Annotated in this window: 14 protein-coding genes; 6 read left to right on the forward strand and 8 right to left on the reverse strand. The window is 38.4% G+C overall.

Translation table 11 applies throughout. From position 1 onward, the window contains the following. Positions 1 to 5 precede the first annotated feature (5 nt). The 4 genes from ilvN (at position 6) to GKD17_RS06745 (ending at position 3594) form a co-directional block, all read left to right on the forward strand. Positions 6 to 560 (forward strand): acetolactate synthase small subunit, encoded by a 555-nt coding sequence (gene ilvN, locus GKD17_RS06730; protein WP_007837721.1) that lies wholly within the window; start codon positions 6 to 8, stop codon positions 558 to 560. Continuing rightward, positions 560 to 1303: an acyl-[acyl-carrier-protein] thioesterase gene (locus GKD17_RS06735; RefSeq protein ID WP_007837723.1), complete on the forward strand. Its 744-nt coding sequence runs from the start codon at positions 560 to 562 to the stop codon at positions 1301 to 1303. The genes ilvN and GKD17_RS06735 overlap by 1 nt, the downstream gene beginning before the upstream one ends. A gap of 34 nt (positions 1304 to 1337) precedes the next feature. Next, on the forward strand, positions 1338 to 2381 hold the full coding sequence (gene ilvC / locus GKD17_RS06740; RefSeq protein ID WP_007837725.1) for a ketol-acid reductoisomerase: 1044 nt from the start codon (positions 1338 to 1340) through the stop codon (positions 2379 to 2381). A gap of 127 nt (positions 2382 to 2508) precedes the next feature. Beyond that, positions 2509 to 3594 (forward strand): energy transducer TonB, encoded by a 1086-nt coding sequence (locus tag GKD17_RS06745; protein ID WP_007845182.1) that lies wholly within the window; start codon positions 2509 to 2511, stop codon positions 3592 to 3594. Between the two features lie 93 nt (positions 3595 to 3687). On the opposite strand, the gene GKD17_RS06750 is transcribed toward GKD17_RS06745, so the two are convergent. The 8 genes from GKD17_RS06750 to GKD17_RS06785 all read right to left on the reverse strand — a co-directional run bounded on the left by GKD17_RS06750 (position 3688) and on the right by GKD17_RS06785 (position 13672). Continuing rightward, the gene (locus GKD17_RS06750; protein ID WP_007837729.1) at positions 3688 to 4902 is read right to left on the reverse strand and encodes a sodium ion-translocating decarboxylase subunit beta; all 1215 of its coding nucleotides are present in this window, start codon (positions 4900 to 4902) and stop codon (positions 3688 to 3690) included. Positions 4903 to 4923: 21 nt separating this feature from the next. Further along, a complete protein-coding gene (locus GKD17_RS06755; RefSeq protein WP_007842669.1) occupies positions 4924 to 5367 on the reverse strand; it encodes a hypothetical protein in 444 nt (147 codons plus the stop codon). Between the two features lie 712 nt (positions 5368 to 6079). Continuing rightward, a complete protein-coding gene (locus GKD17_RS06760) occupies positions 6080 to 8212 on the reverse strand; it encodes a peptidylprolyl isomerase (protein WP_007837738.1) in 2133 nt (710 codons plus the stop codon). A gap of 105 nt (positions 8213 to 8317) precedes the next feature. Continuing rightward, positions 8318 to 9577: a hemolysin family protein gene (locus GKD17_RS06765; RefSeq protein WP_007837744.1), complete on the reverse strand. Its 1260-nt coding sequence runs from the start codon at positions 9575 to 9577 to the stop codon at positions 8318 to 8320. A gap of 13 nt (positions 9578 to 9590) precedes the next feature. Next, the gene (lptC, locus tag GKD17_RS06770; RefSeq protein ID WP_007837746.1) at positions 9591 to 10235 is read right to left on the reverse strand and encodes an LPS export ABC transporter periplasmic protein LptC; all 645 of its coding nucleotides are present in this window, start codon (positions 10233 to 10235) and stop codon (positions 9591 to 9593) included. A 2-nt stretch (positions 10236 to 10237) separates the two neighbouring features. Beyond that, a complete protein-coding gene (locus tag GKD17_RS06775) occupies positions 10238 to 11593 on the reverse strand; it encodes a tetratricopeptide repeat protein (RefSeq protein ID WP_007837748.1) in 1356 nt (451 codons plus the stop codon). Positions 11594 to 11640: 47 nt separating this feature from the next. Then, the gene (locus GKD17_RS06780; RefSeq protein ID WP_007837750.1) at positions 11641 to 12957 is read right to left on the reverse strand and encodes a porin family protein; all 1317 of its coding nucleotides are present in this window, start codon (positions 12955 to 12957) and stop codon (positions 11641 to 11643) included. Next, positions 12944 to 13672: a type III pantothenate kinase gene (locus GKD17_RS06785; protein WP_007837752.1), complete on the reverse strand. Its 729-nt coding sequence runs from the start codon at positions 13670 to 13672 to the stop codon at positions 12944 to 12946. Before GKD17_RS06785 ends, GKD17_RS06780 begins: the two co-directional genes overlap by 14 nt. A 126-nt stretch (positions 13673 to 13798) precedes the next feature. Here GKD17_RS06785 and lnb point away from each other — a divergent pair, with 126 nt between their 5' ends. Together lnb and GKD17_RS06795 are read left to right on the forward strand one after the other, a co-directional pair. Then, entirely contained in the window at positions 13799 to 14974 is a 1176-nt protein-coding gene (gene lnb, locus GKD17_RS06790) for a lipoprotein N-acyltransferase Lnb (protein WP_032936691.1), read from the forward strand. Beyond that, entirely contained in the window at positions 14971 to 16554 is a 1584-nt protein-coding gene (locus tag GKD17_RS06795) for an alkaline phosphatase family protein (RefSeq protein ID WP_007837756.1), read from the forward strand. The genes lnb and GKD17_RS06795 overlap by 4 nt, the downstream gene beginning before the upstream one ends. Positions 16555 to 16571: the final 17 nt, after the last annotated feature.

The following is a 16571-nucleotide window of genomic DNA, read 5'->3' on the forward strand; positions in this document are numbered from 1 at the left end:
TAATTATGGACAAGACATTATATACATTAATCGTTCATTCAGAAAATATCGCCGGTTTGCTGAACCAGATTACGGCAGTGTTTACTCGCCGCCAAATTAATATCGAAAGTCTTAATGTTTCTGCATCTTCCATCAAGGGGGTGCATAAATATACTATTACTGCTTGGACCACCCAGGATGTGATAGAAAAAGTGGTGAAGCAGATTGAAAAGAAAATAGATGTTTTGCAGGCACATTATTTTACTGATAGTGAGATTTATCAGCATGAGATTGCTTTGTACAAGGTTTCTACTCCTGAATTTCAGGAGAATCCTATGGCATCTAAAGTTATCCGCCGTTATAGTGCCCGCATTGTAGAAGTGAATCCGGTTTTCTCTATTGTTGAAAAGAATGGGATGAGTGAGGAAATTACTGCTCTTTATGAGGAGTTGCGCGGATTGGGATGTGTGTTGCAGTTTGTCCGTTCGGGACGTGTGGCCATTACTACCAGCTGTTTCGAGCGTGTGAACGAATATCTGACCCAACGCGAGGAAAAGTATCGCCAGCAAAAAACAGAATAATGATGAGTGAGAATAAAGTAGGAACATACAGATTTGTGGCAGAACCCTTTCACTGTGATTTCAGTGGAAAGTTGACCATGAGTGTGTTGGGTAATCATTTACTGAATTGTGCCGGCTTTCATGCTGCCGACCGGGGTTTCGGAATTGCTACGCTCAATGAGAATCATTATACATGGGTACTTTCCCGTTTAGCTGTAGAGTTAGAGAATATGCCCTGTCAATATGAGGGTTTCAGTATTCAGACATGGGTAGAGAATGTTTATCGTCTTTTTACAGACCGTAATTTTGCAATTTTGGACAAGGAAGGAAAGACTGTCGGATACGCCCGTTCTGTATGGGCGATGATCAGTATGGAAACTCGCAAACCTGCTGACCTGCTTACGCTTCACGGAGGTAGTATCATTGATTATGTATGCGATAAGAAATGTCCTATAAGCAAGCCCGGTCGTATTAAGGTGACAGAGAAAGCTCCGGTTTCTGAATACCAGACCAGATATAGCGATATTGATATTAATGGTCATGTGAACAGTATTAAGTATATAGAACATATTCTCGATTTGTTTCCTATAGAGTTTTTTAAAGAGAAACGGATTAAACGTTTTGAGATGGCTTATGTAGCTGAGAGTTATTATGGTGATATATTGAGTTTCTACCGCGAGGAAGTGGAGGAGAAAGAATATGATATAGAGGTGAAGAAGAATGGCACAGATGTTGTCGTTCGTAGTAAGGTGATATTTATTTAGAATCTAATTTTTAATTTTTAATTTATAATTTAAAATGGCACAATTGAATTTTGGCGGCGTTACAGAAACTGTAGTTATCCGCGATGAATTTCCTTTGGAAAAAGCACGTGAAGTATTGAAAGATGAAACAATCGCTGTGATCGGGTATGGTGTACAGGGACCGGGGCAGTCTTTGAATCTCCGGGACAATGGTTTCAATGTAATTGTTGGTCAGCGTCCGGGAAAAACATATGAAAAAGCAGTTGCTGACGGATGGGTTCCGGGTGAAACTCTGTTTGGTATTGAAGAGGCTTGTCAGAAAGCGACTATCGTAATGTGTCTGTTATCTGATGCAGCTGTTATGTCTGTATGGCCGACTATCAAACCTTACTTGACCCAAGGCAAGGCACTTTATTTCTCTCATGGCTTTGCCATTACTTGGAGTGACCGTACAGGGGTAGTTCCTCCTACTGATATTGATGTGATCATGGTAGCTCCTAAAGGTTCGGGTACTTCACTGCGTACCATGTTCTTGGAAGGTCGTGGCTTGAACTCTTCATACGCTATCTATCAGGATGTAACCGGTAAGGCTTATGAACGTACTATTGCATTGGGTATTGGTATCGGTTCAGGCTATTTATTCGAAACGACTTTCCAGCGTGAAGCAACTTCTGACCTGACAGGTGAACGCGGTTCTTTAATGGGGGCTATCCAAGGATTGTTGTTGGCTCAGTATGAAGTATTGCGTGAAAACGGACATAGTCCTTCTGAAGCATTTAATGAAACTGTAGAAGAATTAACCCAGTCATTGATGCCTTTGTTTGCTAAGAATGGTATGGACTGGATGTATGCTAACTGCTCTACCACTGCTCAGCGCGGTGCATTGGATTGGATGACCCCATTTCACGATGCTATCAAACCCGTAGTTGAAAAGTTATATCACAGTGTGAAGACTGGCAACGAGGCTCAGATTTCTATCGATTCTAACTCTAAACCCGATTATCGTGAAAAATTGGAAGAAGAATTGAAGGCATTGCGTGAAAGCGAAATGTGGCAGACTGCTGTAACCGTACGTAAACTTCGTCCTGAAAATAATTAATAGTTAGTATTTAATGTAGAAAGCGGGGATGCGATGAGGTATCTCCGCTTTCTTTTATATATATTAATGTTAGTGGTGTTGTTTATATCATGTGTAGTCGCTAATTTTGTGAAAACTTGACTTAGGCATGAATAATAGATTATCACTTTTATTAATAGGGTGCATATTTCCCTTTCTATCTTTTTATGCACAAAAGAACATGAATCTCCCGCCATATTATCCTACAGTAAAAGGTATTACGGATTATGCTGTGTGGCAGCTCGTATATCCGGATTCTTTATTAAGGGCCAATATTGCAGGTGAAGCTGTGTGTACGCTCCGCATTGATAGTTTGGGGACTGTCCGTTGTAAATATATTGAAGCCACTCACCCCTTGTTTGCTAAGGCGGCCGAAGATGTGATTGAGGGTATGCGTGAATGGCAGCCTGCAAAGAAAGCGGGTAGAGATATAGATACTACTATCGTCTTTCATATTCCTTTTAATCCTGATGTTTACAGTGACCGCATTTGGCGGCAGCAGCAAGTTCTGGAATCTTGCAGAGGACAACTTGTCGATTCCATGCCTGTCTTTCCTGATGATATTCGTAGTCTTGTTATGGGAAATATGAGTTGGCCTGACGATAAAGTGGATAAAGCCGTCGCTATTTGCCGTTTTACGGTAAATGAAAAAGGAGAAATTGTGGATATCCGTGTGATAAAAGGTACTCATCCGGCTTTTGATAAAGAGTCCATACGTATTCTTTCTAATTTTCCCCGGTTGATTCCTGCTATGAAAAACAGAAAATCTGTGCCATATGATTATTTTTTAACTATGCGTTTTTGGAAAGAGGATCTGGAGCATTATTTATTATATAGGGAATGCGCACAGGAAGATTTGGAAAAGATCACTTGGGAGCCTTATAGATACTCTTCTTATCCCGGTGGTACTGTTGCTTTGACGCAATTTATTAATTCTCATCTGAAAATTACTCCCGAAATGAAGGCTACGGGAAAGCAGGGACGGGTGATTTATAGTTTCAATGTGGATATAGATGGTTCAATGAAAGATTTTCAGTTGGTGAGAGGACTTGATCCATTAATGGATGCCGAAGCATTGCGGGTACTTCAATTAGTGAATGAAAGATGGAGTACGGGGTATTATTTCAATTCAAAGAAATGGTATCGGGAGTTTTATGTGAATCAATTCACCATTCCAATTATTTTTAGTTGGTAGTGGTGGCAGAGGGCAGATACGCGGACTGCCCTCTGCGAAAATGATAGCATTATTAAAAGTGGATGAAATTTATTAGGTAGGATTCATGCTGTTTCATAATAGCGGGATGATTGTGATATAAATACCTGTAATAATTGCTGAAGTAATAACTCCCGATATATTGGCTCCTAGTGCATCTCCTAGGATAAATGAATCAGGATTGTCTTTACTGACAATCTTTTGTGCCACTTTGGCAGTAGTTGGTACGCAGCTTACAGCAGCAATGCCAATGACTGGATTATAATTTCCTTTCTTGATATAGTACATGATATATCCGCCTAAAATACCTCCGATACCTGATAGTAACAATGCCAACATACCTAGTATCAGCAATTTTAAGATTTTAGGATCTAGTAGCAGATGAGCGTCGCAAAGCACTCCTAATAATAATCCCAGCATAAAAGTAGAACCGTAAAGCAATGGACCGCTGACAAAATCATAAATATGTTTCATCCCTGATTCACGTACAGCCACTCCTAGAAATAGAGAGAAAAACAGGGGAGAGGCCACTGGAAAAAGGAAGCAGAGTACAGCGCAGAGTACCGCTGCGAAAGCAAGCTTTACCTTGGCATCGTAATTCTTCGGCGCTTTCTTTACGGTCATTTTGATGGAACGGAAACGTTTGGGAATCAGTAATTTAACCAAATAGGGATAACCGCCGTAAGTCAATCCTAAATAGAGATAAGCTACCACGGTAATCGGTACAAACAAATGCTTGGCTAATGCCAATGAAGTGAACAGTACCATCGGACCATCTGCACCTCCTACCATGGCTACAGAAGCACTCTCTTGTGCCGATAAGCCAAGTGCATTGGCAATTGGCAATGTGAGAAAGGTTCCTAGTTCTCCGCAAAGTGCCAGAAACAAACTAGCAAAAGGTTTTTGTAGCAGGAAACCTACATCTAGCAAGGTTCCGATTCCCATGAAGACGAAACAAGCGATGAGTCCATTACTGAATGTGAGGGTGTAAACCGGTTGCAGAAAATCTATTTGCATGGTATTCATCAATTCGTCTGTATCCGAGAGCATGGGATCAAGAAAAAGATTGCCTAGATTTCCATCCGGCATGATTAATGTTCCACAATTGATGGCTATCATACCGAGTCCCATTGGAATCATGACCATGGGTTCCAATATTCCTTTCCAACCTAGATAAATGAGTAGAAATCCCAAAAGAATTAAAAAAACGCGCGCACAGGCAAGGAACCAACCGCTTTCTATCATTGTACCAATGCCTTGGAAAAGTATTCCAAAATCTATATTTTCCATATCTAATTGTTGATTTTCAGGTTATTTATTCATTGAAAGATTCTTTTTCACATGAGTGCTTTTTTGTTGCTGATTATGCATTTCCTCCCGTTTCTTAAGGTAGATCATCTTTGTGTCCGGATAGTAATAATCTATCAGATTTAATTGGGATGCTCCATGACTGACACCATGGTAGTAACCACCTTCCTGTTTTCCTCTCAGATCGCTGTTCATTCCTCGGTTCCAGTTTTCACGGCTGTCTCCTAGAGCTTCCATCTCTTCTGGAGAATTATTCCATACTAATTGGATAAAACGGGCACGTGCTTTTTTGATTTTTCTTAAACGTTGAAGTTCCAATAGGTGGGAGCTATAGAAATCCATAGAATCTGCTGCCAGCGCTATTCCTTTAATAATAGCAGCGACAAAAAAACCGATGAGGAAAGTAAGCCCCATCATGGCCAATGTGGATAAAAATAAGTGTAGCATTATAATATAAATGTGATTTAGTAGGTAAAATAGTATTAAATTCCGAGTTATAGTGATATTCACATCGTAGTGTCACACATATATGTATACACGCCGATAGAATAATTTCAATCCGGAATAATAATGATCAAGAATAAGTAAGAGGAAATAGCTGCTAAATCAAAATATGTCCTAATGTGTAAATGAAGTATTTACACGAGGATTTTACATAATTAATGCTAGGATATAGGCTATTAAATTTTTGTTCAGGTAGAAGAATACGGTAATGGCAAAGTACTTTGATTGTAGATAAGGGTTTTGATGTTTTGGTAAACATCGGAGTACGTAAAGTGAAACATAAAAGATTTACTTCGGATAGTTTCACATTAGGAGCGTCATATCGTTTTTCTGTAGATAATTGGCGATAGGAATTCGTATCATCCGAAAGCATGGATATAGAAGATATGACTTCTGGCGGGCATTCGCGGATAATTCCTCCTTTATTTGTACTATTAAAGCTACATAACAAAAGGATACACGTACATATAGCAATAAAATACTTCATAATTACTGTTGCAAACATAATGATAAAAATGGGAATACGGAACGTAAACGAATAGATTTTATAAATTATTTCATCTTTAATTTTTGCGAAAATAGGAATAAGACAAAACAGGCTGTATCGACGAATTTTCGATACAGCCTGTTTTGTCTTATTGATAACTTTCTGATATTAGAAATATAAGTAACGGTCGTCTTTTACATCAGCTTTCTTATACAGGTCATTGATGAAACTGCTAGCATAACGCCCTGCCATATTGGACAAGTTGTTTTCTTCATTCTTGGCATCAAATTCTTCTGCACTCTTTTCTTTGTTGTAAACCTGAATCATGTAAACACCTGCATTACCTTTGATAGGACCAGTTAACTTATTTATTTCAGCTTTACTTGCATAAGCACCTAAAGCTGGTTCGCTAGCGCGAGTTACTGAAACATATGCCGGAGCAGAAAAAGTTATATGTTTTACAGAATCGCTAACTGCATTTGCCATACTTTTTACTTGGTCAATGCTGCTTGCACTTTTCATTTCAGCTATCAGTTTTTCAGCTTTTTTATCTTTGATGATTTCTGCTTTCAGCATGTCGGCAACAAGATTAATATTACGATATCCGGCAGGATTAATCTTTTCAAGAGCAACTACCATCAAGTGATCGTTTTCACCACATTCATACAATGGGGACACTTCACCTTCCTTGGCTGCAAAAATCCATTTCAACGCTTCACGAGTTCCTTTTACACCACCCACACGGTGTTCTGCGCTACGGAAATCAGCACGTTCTAACAAGCGATATCCGCTTTCTTCTGCATTGGCAATAATTTTATCCATTGTAGTGTTCTGTGCTACGAATTGACTGAAATCATTGTATGCTTTGTTGTATGTTTCTTTGCTAAATTCAACCGGACGTTTAATCACTGCAACTTTATATTTATCTTTCATAGCTTTTTTGTCCAATACTTGAAGAATAACGTTAGCTTGTCCGATCTGAAGATTGGTTAATTCTTTGACATTAGAGTTTATCAATGTGTTAATGTATTTAGCATTGTCTGCATCTAATGCAGCACCTTCATAGTTGCGTGCAGTCAACCAAGTCGCTTCACCTGTCTGACCATATTTTTTTGCAATATCAGTAAAGTCTGCTCCACCTTTCAGTGCATTAAAAATACTATCGGCTAAAGTTGCGGTTTTAGCAGCATCTTCGGCATATACCTGAATTTGACGATATTGGATTGAGTCGGGAGCTGTCTGTTTGGCAATAATTTTAAAAGCATTATATGAATCATCTGCTTGGTTATAGTAAGGACCATATACTTCGTTGATAGTTACAGAGTCCAAACGAGCAACTACATCATTAGGATATACAGTCTTGTTGATTGCAATTTCAGAAAAAGGAACTACAGAACCGGTGGAACGGATGAATGTGTTCATGTCTGCAGCAGTACCTAGCTGGGTAGCGTATTCGGTTACTTCGTTTAATACCTCTTTGCGATCTTCGTCAGATGGAGTAACCAATACATCAATATATTTGATGTTACGAGTTTCAACTGGCTGTTCAAAAGAACCTTTTTTCTTGTTATACAGATCTTTGATTTCACTATTTGAAACTGTAATAGTTGAATCGCTGATAGAAGAATAGGGAATTGCAGCTAATAAAACGTCTGATTGTTCAGTACGTGATATAAAAGCATCTTCAGCTGCAACCGGATTTGAAATCAATGATTTTGCAATCAGGTTCTGATATTTTTCAGCTAAAGTGGATTGTATCAAAGTCTTTTCAATAAAATTCCAAAAAGCTCCCATCTTTTGATAGTATTCTACATATTGTGCAGGCATTTTGCTTGCGTCCAGATGAGCGTAATCCACTAGGAATTTTTTCAGCATATCTTTGTCGAAAGCACCGGTTTGCGGATTGCGGAACGGGGTTTGCATCAACAATGGGTTAGTACCTTCCTCGATGATTGCTTGAACTTCAGCTTTGCTGACGGTCAACCCCAATTTTGCAGCTTCCGCTGCGATTAATTGGTTATTTACGTAAGATTGCCATACTTGGTCTTTCACTTGAGTCAGTTGGTCGTCATTTAATGCAGAAACACCTTGTGTCAATTTTATGACTTCTGTGTATTCATCTACCATTTTTTGATACTCTTGTGCTGTAAGTGTTTTTCCATTTACTTCACCTACGTCTTGTTTACCCTGATGTGGTTGGAGAACCTTCCATGCGTCTCCGGCAATGAATGCGAAGAGGGCAAGTCCGATTACAACGACCAACAGAGGGCCTTTACTTCTGATTGTTTGTAATGTTGCCATTTAATTTTACTATTTTTGTTTATTGTTTTTTTATACTTCATAGATTTAGCGCACGAAGATACAAAAAATGCAGCTTACAAGCTATTTTATTGTGAAAAAAATCTGTTATTCGATTACTTTCAACTTTACTAATTCAATTCTTGTTGCTGTTACTTTAATTATTTTGAAATGGAATTTATCGAAAATGATCTCTTCATGTATTTTGGGGAAACTTTGGTATTGGTGCAGGATGAGTCCACCGATAGTTTGGTAATCATCATTTTCCGGTAGGTCAAGTGAGAACAATTCATTGGCTTTTTCTATTTCCAGACGTCCGGAAAGGATGTATTCATTGTCACCGACGGATTTGGCAATGTAAGAAGTTGTATCATGCTCATCTTCTATTTCGCCGAAAATTTCCTCCACTAAATCTTCTAGCGCCACGATGCCGGATGTACCTCCGAATTCATCGACTACTACAGCTAAGGATTTCTTTTGTTGCATAAATAATTTCATCAGCTTATGCGCTCCCATCGTTTCAGGAGCAATAGGCAATTGGCGGACACTCTTAGTCCAGTCTGTCTGTTCACGAAACATTTCAGAGGAATGTATATAACCTATAATATTGTCAATGTTTTCTTTATAGACAATAATTTTACTTATTCCGCTTTCAATGAAGCGGGCTTTTAATTCTTCTATGGGAGTTCCATATTCGATAGCAACAATTTCGGTTCTAGGTACCATACAATCCTTAATTCTAATATTCGAAAAATCTAGTGCATTTTGGAATATCTTGACTTCGGTGTCTATGTCTTGTTCATTTTGAGCATCTTGTATACTACTTTGAATAAAGTAATCTAGGTCGACTTTAGTAAAAGCTTTTTCATTAGCTTCTTTATTTGTTTTAATGCCTACAATGTAAAGTAATATATTGGATATTCCCGAAGCAAACTTGCTGATGGGATAGAGTAAGACATAGCAAATGTAAGTGGGAACTGCAAAAATATTCAGAGTGAAATTGGGGTTAATCTTAAATAAGGTTTTAGGTAGGAATTCTCCTGTGACCAAAATGATTAATGTGGAAATAATTGTTTGGATTAGTACTAATAAAAAGTGGTTGTCTATCAATCCTGACAACAAGTTTTGTTCAATGACTTGTGCCATCAATATACCGTAAATAACTAAAGCGATGTTGTTTCCTACCAACATGGTAGAGATAAAATTGTTCGGATTATGAAAGAAGATGGAAAGTATACGTGAATTTATGCTTTGGTTGTTACGATCCATTTCAAAACGTAATTTATTGGATGAAACAAAGGCTATTTCCATTCCGGAAAAAAAAGCGGAAAAAGCCATTGTAATAAGAATCTGTATAATAATACCCATAATAGTGAGTGAATTAGCGTATCGAATCAGTTCTAGTACTATTTGCAACAGCTTTTGTACTGTCTGCTGGTGCTGTATCTTCTACAGTGAAAATACCTGTGTTATTATAAATTTGATATTCTGTCATTTGCTGGTTAGATTCAAATCCATAACCGGTAATGATTTTATCTTCTTGTTCAATGCGGATAAATTTGTCAGAATAGACCCTTTCCTGCTTTTCATCCCAAAAGAGCAGATCTGTGTCAAATTTGTCGCCTCTTTGGCTGCGGATATGCACATTGCTTCTCAATTCCCAAAGTTTCTTTTTCTCGTAGTAATAAGCTGTATCGGCTTTTATGCTGGCATCAATATGGAATAGGGAATCAAATTTTTCCAAATAAACTCCTTTTTCAAATGCCCAATAAGGAGGATTCTTTTTATCATAAATTTCCCATTCTTCTGTGATAATTTTGTAGCGGGTGATACCGGAATCGGATATAAGGGTAGTAACTCCCAATGTTTTCATGCTGGGCAACGAATCTCTTTCTGTAATAGCTTCTGCCAGATTCTTTTCGCCTCTTGAGCATGCTGGAAATAAAACAAACATAACAGTTGTCCAAACGGCAACTGTTATGTTTAAGAATATAAAGTGTGATTTTTGTTCTTTTTCAGACGACATAATTATCTGATAGTTGTTGTTTCACCAATCCATCCGCCGATTGTAACAGAGTCACCTTTCTTTAAACTGAGGAAGAACAAATCAGCATCTTTGGGGGTATGGGCTGCATAAGTACTAATTAGTTTGTTTGCTTCTTCAGCAACACTAGGATCTACGCTTTTTGCTTTTTGCAATTTGTCGATAACTGCAAAATAAGTGCATTTGTTCAATGCTGCTTCATCACTCCAATTAGGACTTGATGCATACATGTTAGCAATCAAAATGTAAGGTTTACCGTTGTTGCCATCTAACGAGATCGCTTTCAGTGCATATTGTTTTGCTTTGCTCAACTGTTTCTTACTAAATAAAATGGCAGCGGTTTTATATGCATAATCAGCTTTCTTTAATTGGTCTTGTTCTAAATTGATAGCTTGATCAAAATAGTCGATACATTTGTCCATATCGCCTTTCTTATAATACATGTATCCGCAACCTACAGCCGTTTCTGCTGTCGGTTCGATGGCATGTGCAGCTTCAGATGCAGCAAAGTAAGCTTCTTGTTCTGTACAGTTTAACATCTGCATTACAGAGATAACCTGTTTCAGATAATCCAAATTAGTCTTGTTTTGCTCAACTTTCGGAGCATAAATTGCTTGTAAATTATCACAAGTTGCCACACCACTATTAATGAAGAATGCGTCAATATTGTCTTTTGCCACTTTCAATAATTTTTTGTCATTTTCCTTTGTAGCGGCTTTCAAAGCTCCATCAGCAACTCCTGATGCAAATAAATAATCTTGAATGAATTGTTCTTTGTATGATTCATCACTTTTCATTTTACGGGCAGCTGCATCCATGAACTCTTGTAATACAAAGTAGTCAGAGTTTTCTTTTTCAAGTTCAATGGCTTCTTTGAACATGTTATATGCTTCATTCATGTCTTGGCCACCCATTGTGAAGTAGTCATGGGCCTTCATACCGATGATTGAGCCTTTTGTAGCATCTCTTTTAACCAACTTGTTCAAATCGTCCAGATATTGGATGCGTTGGTCGTGAACTTTCATCAGTTCGTTAAAGTATTGTTTTTGTTTAGCTGCATCTTTTTCACCGGCTATTAAGGCACGAAGAATTTTTGCACCATTAGTATAAGTGCTTACTTGAGCTTTGGGGGCTTCTGTAAATACACTCATCCAAGGAGTGTAAGCATCCTTGAAATTGTTAGTCTTAACATACTCAGTGTAAATACTGATATTTTTCAAGCATCGGATACTGTCTTCACCATGTCCGAATCTTGATCCGTCTGACGCTCCGGTCTGAGCGAAAGAAGCTGTCGTACCTAAGGAAAGAACGAACAGCGCTGTTACCATCTTCATTTTCATCGTATATAAATTTAGTTGTTGTTATTTATTTGCTTCTCTCCATTTTATTAATCAACTTTCCACTTCATGAACCAACGTTCATTGAAAGTAAGTCCAATATTGATTCTCAAATAATTTTCTTCCATTAATCCTTTAAATTTAGGACTGACTTTAATGTATTGCCCGGAAATGTTCAGCATAGATTTACTTTGGAACATGGGAAGTCCAAACCCAATACTGACACCATATTCGCGTGCACCGTCTTGGAAACTGGTTGTTCCTGTGTCCGGACTAGTATAGCTGACCTTATTATAAGGACTTGAATAATAGGCCCCCATACGGTAACGAATACGTTTCAGATAGTTGTGGCTGATATAACTTGGTACGAATTCCGCACCAAAAGCTATTTTTGTACGGCTATTCATTTCCACACTTTCTTTATTGAACTTACTCCAAGCTAGATCGGCTGTATTCCACTTTTGTAAAGTATAGTCAACCCCTATAGTTAAGCGGTTATCATATACATATGTAAGCCCTATACCAAATGTATGTGGCATTTTAAACGGATTCGGAATAGTATCGCCAGTTTGTGACTGTACATAGATAGAACCATTACTTTCCGCACCTGTTTGATGATACTTATATGCATCTCCGTGCAAGGTACGTCCCAAGGTATAAACAGCACCTATATTAATAGTGTTTTTTTTATTTAACTTATAAGTATACTGTAAACCAAAATCTAATTTATAATCACTGATAGAAAATTTGTCTAATTTAATACTACGTGTATCTGTCGCTCCAATAGTTGTCATGGATTGATGAGTAATATCTCCATAAAGATACGAAAAATTTGCACCAACAGACAAATTATTAAAAACTTTATAACCTAATCCTATGAAAACTTGATGAAAACCTCCGTCGCCATCATAAGATTCGCTCCACTTCCCGTTATTGTTAACATCCTCAAAATCATGTGTTTTGGAGATGCTGTAACCTACTGTGGAAAATGGAAGAAACCCAACTGTCATCCCCATTTTTTTCCATAGGCGAAATTGCATAGCCAAATAATCAAAGCTTGAATTTTTAGCATTGGTTTTTACATTACCATCCTTGAAGTTCGCATTTTGAAGGGTCATTCCTGCATCGAACAAGAATGTCAATGAATCGATGGCTGTATAAGATGCCGGATTAGATGCGTTGATTTGGTAGCCGTTTCGCAAGCCGTATGCTATTCCTCCCATCGCTTTACTGTTACCAAAATTTTGATCAGCTAACTGACCAAAGCCGTAGCGTGTATAGGGAGAATTTGTGCTTGTTTGGGCTACGGCTAGCCCTGTGACTGTGAGTAATATTGACGCACTAATCAGTCTTTTATAGTTTATCATTATAGCTTAATATTCTGTTTAAACCTTTCAATACTAAAAATCTATCTGCAAAGATGATACTTTTTAATTTTGTATCAAAAGAAAATTCATCTCCGCCCGTTAAAAAAACCAAAAGTCCCGGATAATTCTTTTGAAGATGGGTGATATACCCGCTCATTTCAAATTCCATTCCGCGAATGACCCCTGCCCGGATAGCTGTTTCTGTAGATTGCCCATACATCGGAACTTCTCCTTTGGCGCTTACTTTGGGGAGTTTGTCGGTGAATATGTTCAATGCTTTGAAACGCATACGCATTCCTGGAGAAATATTGCCCCCATGATAGGATCCGTCGGCATCGATAAAATCGTATGTAACACAGGTCCCTGCGTCAATAACCAGTACATCGTGTCCAGGCTTCAGCCAGTTTGCTGCAACCACAGCTGCTAAACGGTCCATACCCAGTGTTTGAGGCGTTTTATATAAATTAGTGATAGGAACAGGGGTTTCATGACTTAATTCGATGATATTAAAAGGCAATCTTCCCAGTTGGCGCCGGATAGTATTGCTTAGTGTTATGACAGAAGCTATGATACCTCGTTTCAAGGGGTATCGAGAACAAAGCATCGGGAGACAATCTAAAGAATGATTGGAGCCACGAAATACTTCAACTAACTCGCCTTTGTCAAATATAGCCAATTTAGCTACTGAGTTTCCTATGTCGATTATTAAATTCACAACTTTGCTTTTTCGGCTGCAAAGTAACGTAAAAAATAAATAGGAATAGCAATAAAAAATGGTATTTGTGAGGAATTAATTAATATTTAGGTGTACTTTTGCATCGGTAAACAGAAAATGGATTTTATGAATAAATTAATTATAGCATTGATTTTGTTATTCTTTTCCTTGAGTCAATCGATTAGAGGTCAGGAGGATAATATAAAGGTGAGTCTGATGACTTGTGCTCCCGGTACAGAAATATATGCTTTGTTCGGGCATACGGCATTGCGCTATGAGGATACGGCACGTGGAGAGGACTGGGTGTTTAATTATGGTATGTTCAGCTTTAATACTCCCCGTTTTATCTATCGTTTTGTCAAAGGAGAGACTGATTATGAATTGGGCGTAACCCGTTATCCTTATTTTGAAGGTAGTTATGCTATGCGTGGTTCCTCGGTCTATCAGCAGACATTGAATTTGACTATTTCGGAAAAACAGAAACTCAGAAGATTGCTGGAAGAGAATTATCTGCCGAAGAATAGGGTTTATCGTTATAACTTTTTCTATGATAATTGCACTACACGTGCGCGTGATATAATAGAAAAGTGTATTGAAGGAAAGGTTGTTTATTCTGAAGGAAAAGAGAGTCTCTCTTTTCGGGATATTGTCCATCAATATACTAAAGGGCACGAATGGGATGAGCTGGGCATTGATATGTGTTTGGGCAGTGAAGCTGATAAGCCTATTGATACGCGTAAGCAGATGTTCGCTCCTTTTTATATGTTGGAGGCAGCAAAAAAAGCAACTATAGTAGTAGGTGACAGCGTGCGTCCTTTGATTCTGCATGAAAAAAAGGTAGTGGATGTAGAACCAGAGGACGTTAGGGAAGGCTTTCCGTTGTCACCCATGGTGTGTGTCTTTATTTTAATAGGAGTTACTTGCTTTGTAGGGTGGTTGCAGTTTAAAATCAGGAAAATAATCTGGATTTGGGATTTGCTTCTTTTCGGTGTACAAGGATTGGCGGGATGTGTCATCACTTTCTTGGTCTTTTTTTCTACTCATCCTACGGTAGGGTCCAATTGGCTTATCCTTTTATTGAATCCTATCCCTTTAATTTATCTTCCGGTTATGGTTTATCGAGCTATAAAAGGTAAAAAAGACTACTATCATACAATAAATATAGTGTGCTTAACATCTTTTATGATGATAATGCCGTTTATACAGCAAAAATTCAACGTAACGGTATTACCTTTGGCACTGTGTTTGTTAATATGTTCTGCAAACCACGTTTTATTATATTACAGACAAAACAATAAATGAAAGGACGCATCTTAACTTCTCTTTTGACTGTTATCGCATTAACAGGGTTGCAGGCACAGAACATTCCTGCGGTCCCTAGGTTAGTGGTCGGATTGACTATTGACCAATTGCGGACTGATTATATAGAGGCTTTTTCGGCTTTATACGGTGAACGTGGTTTTAAGCGGTTGTGGAAAGAAGGACGGATTTATCGGAATGCCGAATATGATTTTATTAATGTAGATAAGTCATCAGCTGTGGCGGCCATTTATTCTGGTACTACACCTTATACCAACGGAATCGTGGGGGATAACTGGATGGACCGCAGTACTCTTCGAGTCCTTAATTGTGTGGACGATGCTGATTTTATGGGCATTTATACTTCAGAGTCTACTTCTCCGCAGAAAATGAAGGTGTCGACTTTGACAGATGAGTTGGTAATAGCCACACAAGGAGTAGCTGAAGTTTATTCTATCGCTCCTACACGTGAAATGGCGGTGTTAGCTGCCGGCCATGCTTCGAAAGGTGCATTCTGGTTGAATGATGAAACAGGAAAATGGAGTGGCAGCACATATTACGGTATATTTCCTGCATGGGTGACTACTTATAATGACCGTGAAGGACTAGATTTCCGTATCGGCAATATGTCGTGGGCGCCTTATTTGCCTGTGACTGTCTATAAATATTTGACTAGCGAGAACAAACAAGTTACGTTCAAGCATAATTTCGATGATGAACGGAAAAATAAATACCGTAAATTGAAAACAAGTCCCTATGCTAATGATGAGGTAAACCGTTTGGTTAATGCTTGTTTGAGTAATACTTCCATTGGAAAGGATGCTGTTCCGGACTTTTTGTCACTAGCATATTATGCCGGGAATTATGATCATAAGGCTCCTGCAGAACTCCCGATGGAAATGCAGGATACATATGTACGCTTGGATAACAGTATTGCTGAATTATTGGAATTGATAGACCGGAAAGTTGGTTTGAACAATACTTTATTCTTTATAACCTCTACAGGATATGCTGACACAGATCCTGTTGATCCTCCTCAATATAAAATACCGGGTGGAGAATTCCATATTGAACGTTGTTCTGCTCTGTTAAACCTTTATTTGGCTGCTATTTACGGTGAAGGGCAATGGGTGGAGGCACATTTTGAGCAACAAATATATTTGAATCATAAGCTGATAGAGCAGAAACAACTGAATATGTCCGAGATATTGAACCGTGCGGCAGAATTTTTGGTACAGTTCAGTGGGGTGAAAGATGTATATTCTTCACAACGTTTACAATTGGGGGCGTGGACTCCTACCATTGATAAAATAAAGAATTACTATAACCCGATATGTTCTGGAGACTTGTGGATAGAAGTTTTACCAGGTTGGACTGTGTTCCGTGAACATTCGCTTGATACGCAGGTGCAACGCTATTCGTATGCGTCGGCTCCATTGATTTTCATTGGGAACGGAATAAAACCGGAAATAATCCATGCGCCTGTAAAAATAGGTAATATAGCACCCACCGTAGCTCATTATATGCGTATTCGTGCTCCTAATGCAGCCGTTCTGGCACCAATGACAGACATCAGAAAATAATATTAAGGAGAGAAGTG

Origin of the sequence: Phocaeicola dorei (assembly GCF_013009555.1) — a bacterium.
GTDB classification, from domain to species: Bacteria; Bacteroidota; Bacteroidia; order Bacteroidales; family Bacteroidaceae; genus Phocaeicola; species Phocaeicola dorei.

Excerpts from the sequence above, each read along its gene's own strand:
- GKD17_RS06765 (WP_007837744.1), bottom strand. The coding sequence starts at position 9,577 with ATGGGTATTATTATACAGATTCTTATTACAATGGCTTTTTCCGCTTTT.
- ilvN (WP_007837721.1), top strand. The coding sequence starts at position 6 with ATGGACAAGACATTATATACATTAATCGTTCATTCAGAAAATATCGCC.
- GKD17_RS06780 (WP_007837750.1), bottom strand. The coding sequence starts at position 12,957 with ATGATAAACTATAAAAGACTGATTAGTGCGTCAATATTACTCACAGTC.
- GKD17_RS06775 (WP_007837748.1), bottom strand. The coding sequence starts at position 11,593 with ATGAAAATGAAGATGGTAACAGCGCTGTTCGTTCTTTCCTTAGGTACG.
- GKD17_RS06735 (WP_007837723.1), top strand. The coding sequence starts at position 560 with ATGATGAGTGAGAATAAAGTAGGAACATACAGATTTGTGGCAGAACCC.
- GKD17_RS06750 (WP_007837729.1), bottom strand. The coding sequence starts at position 4,902 with ATGGAAAATATAGATTTTGGAATACTTTTCCAAGGCATTGGTACAATG.
- lptC (WP_007837746.1), bottom strand. The coding sequence starts at position 10,235 with ATGTCGTCTGAAAAAGAACAAAAATCACACTTTATATTCTTAAACATA.
- GKD17_RS06745 (WP_007845182.1), top strand. The coding sequence starts at position 2,509 with ATGAATAATAGATTATCACTTTTATTAATAGGGTGCATATTTCCCTTT.
- GKD17_RS06760 (WP_007837738.1), bottom strand. The coding sequence starts at position 8,212 with ATGGCAACATTACAAACAATCAGAAGTAAAGGCCCTCTGTTGGTCGTT.
- GKD17_RS06755 (WP_007842669.1), bottom strand. The coding sequence starts at position 5,367 with ATGCTACACTTATTTTTATCCACATTGGCCATGATGGGGCTTACTTTC.
- GKD17_RS06795 (WP_007837756.1), top strand. The coding sequence starts at position 14,971 with ATGAAAGGACGCATCTTAACTTCTCTTTTGACTGTTATCGCATTAACA.
- ilvC (WP_007837725.1), top strand. The coding sequence starts at position 1,338 with ATGGCACAATTGAATTTTGGCGGCGTTACAGAAACTGTAGTTATCCGC.
- lnb (WP_032936691.1), top strand. The coding sequence starts at position 13,799 with ATGAATAAATTAATTATAGCATTGATTTTGTTATTCTTTTCCTTGAGT.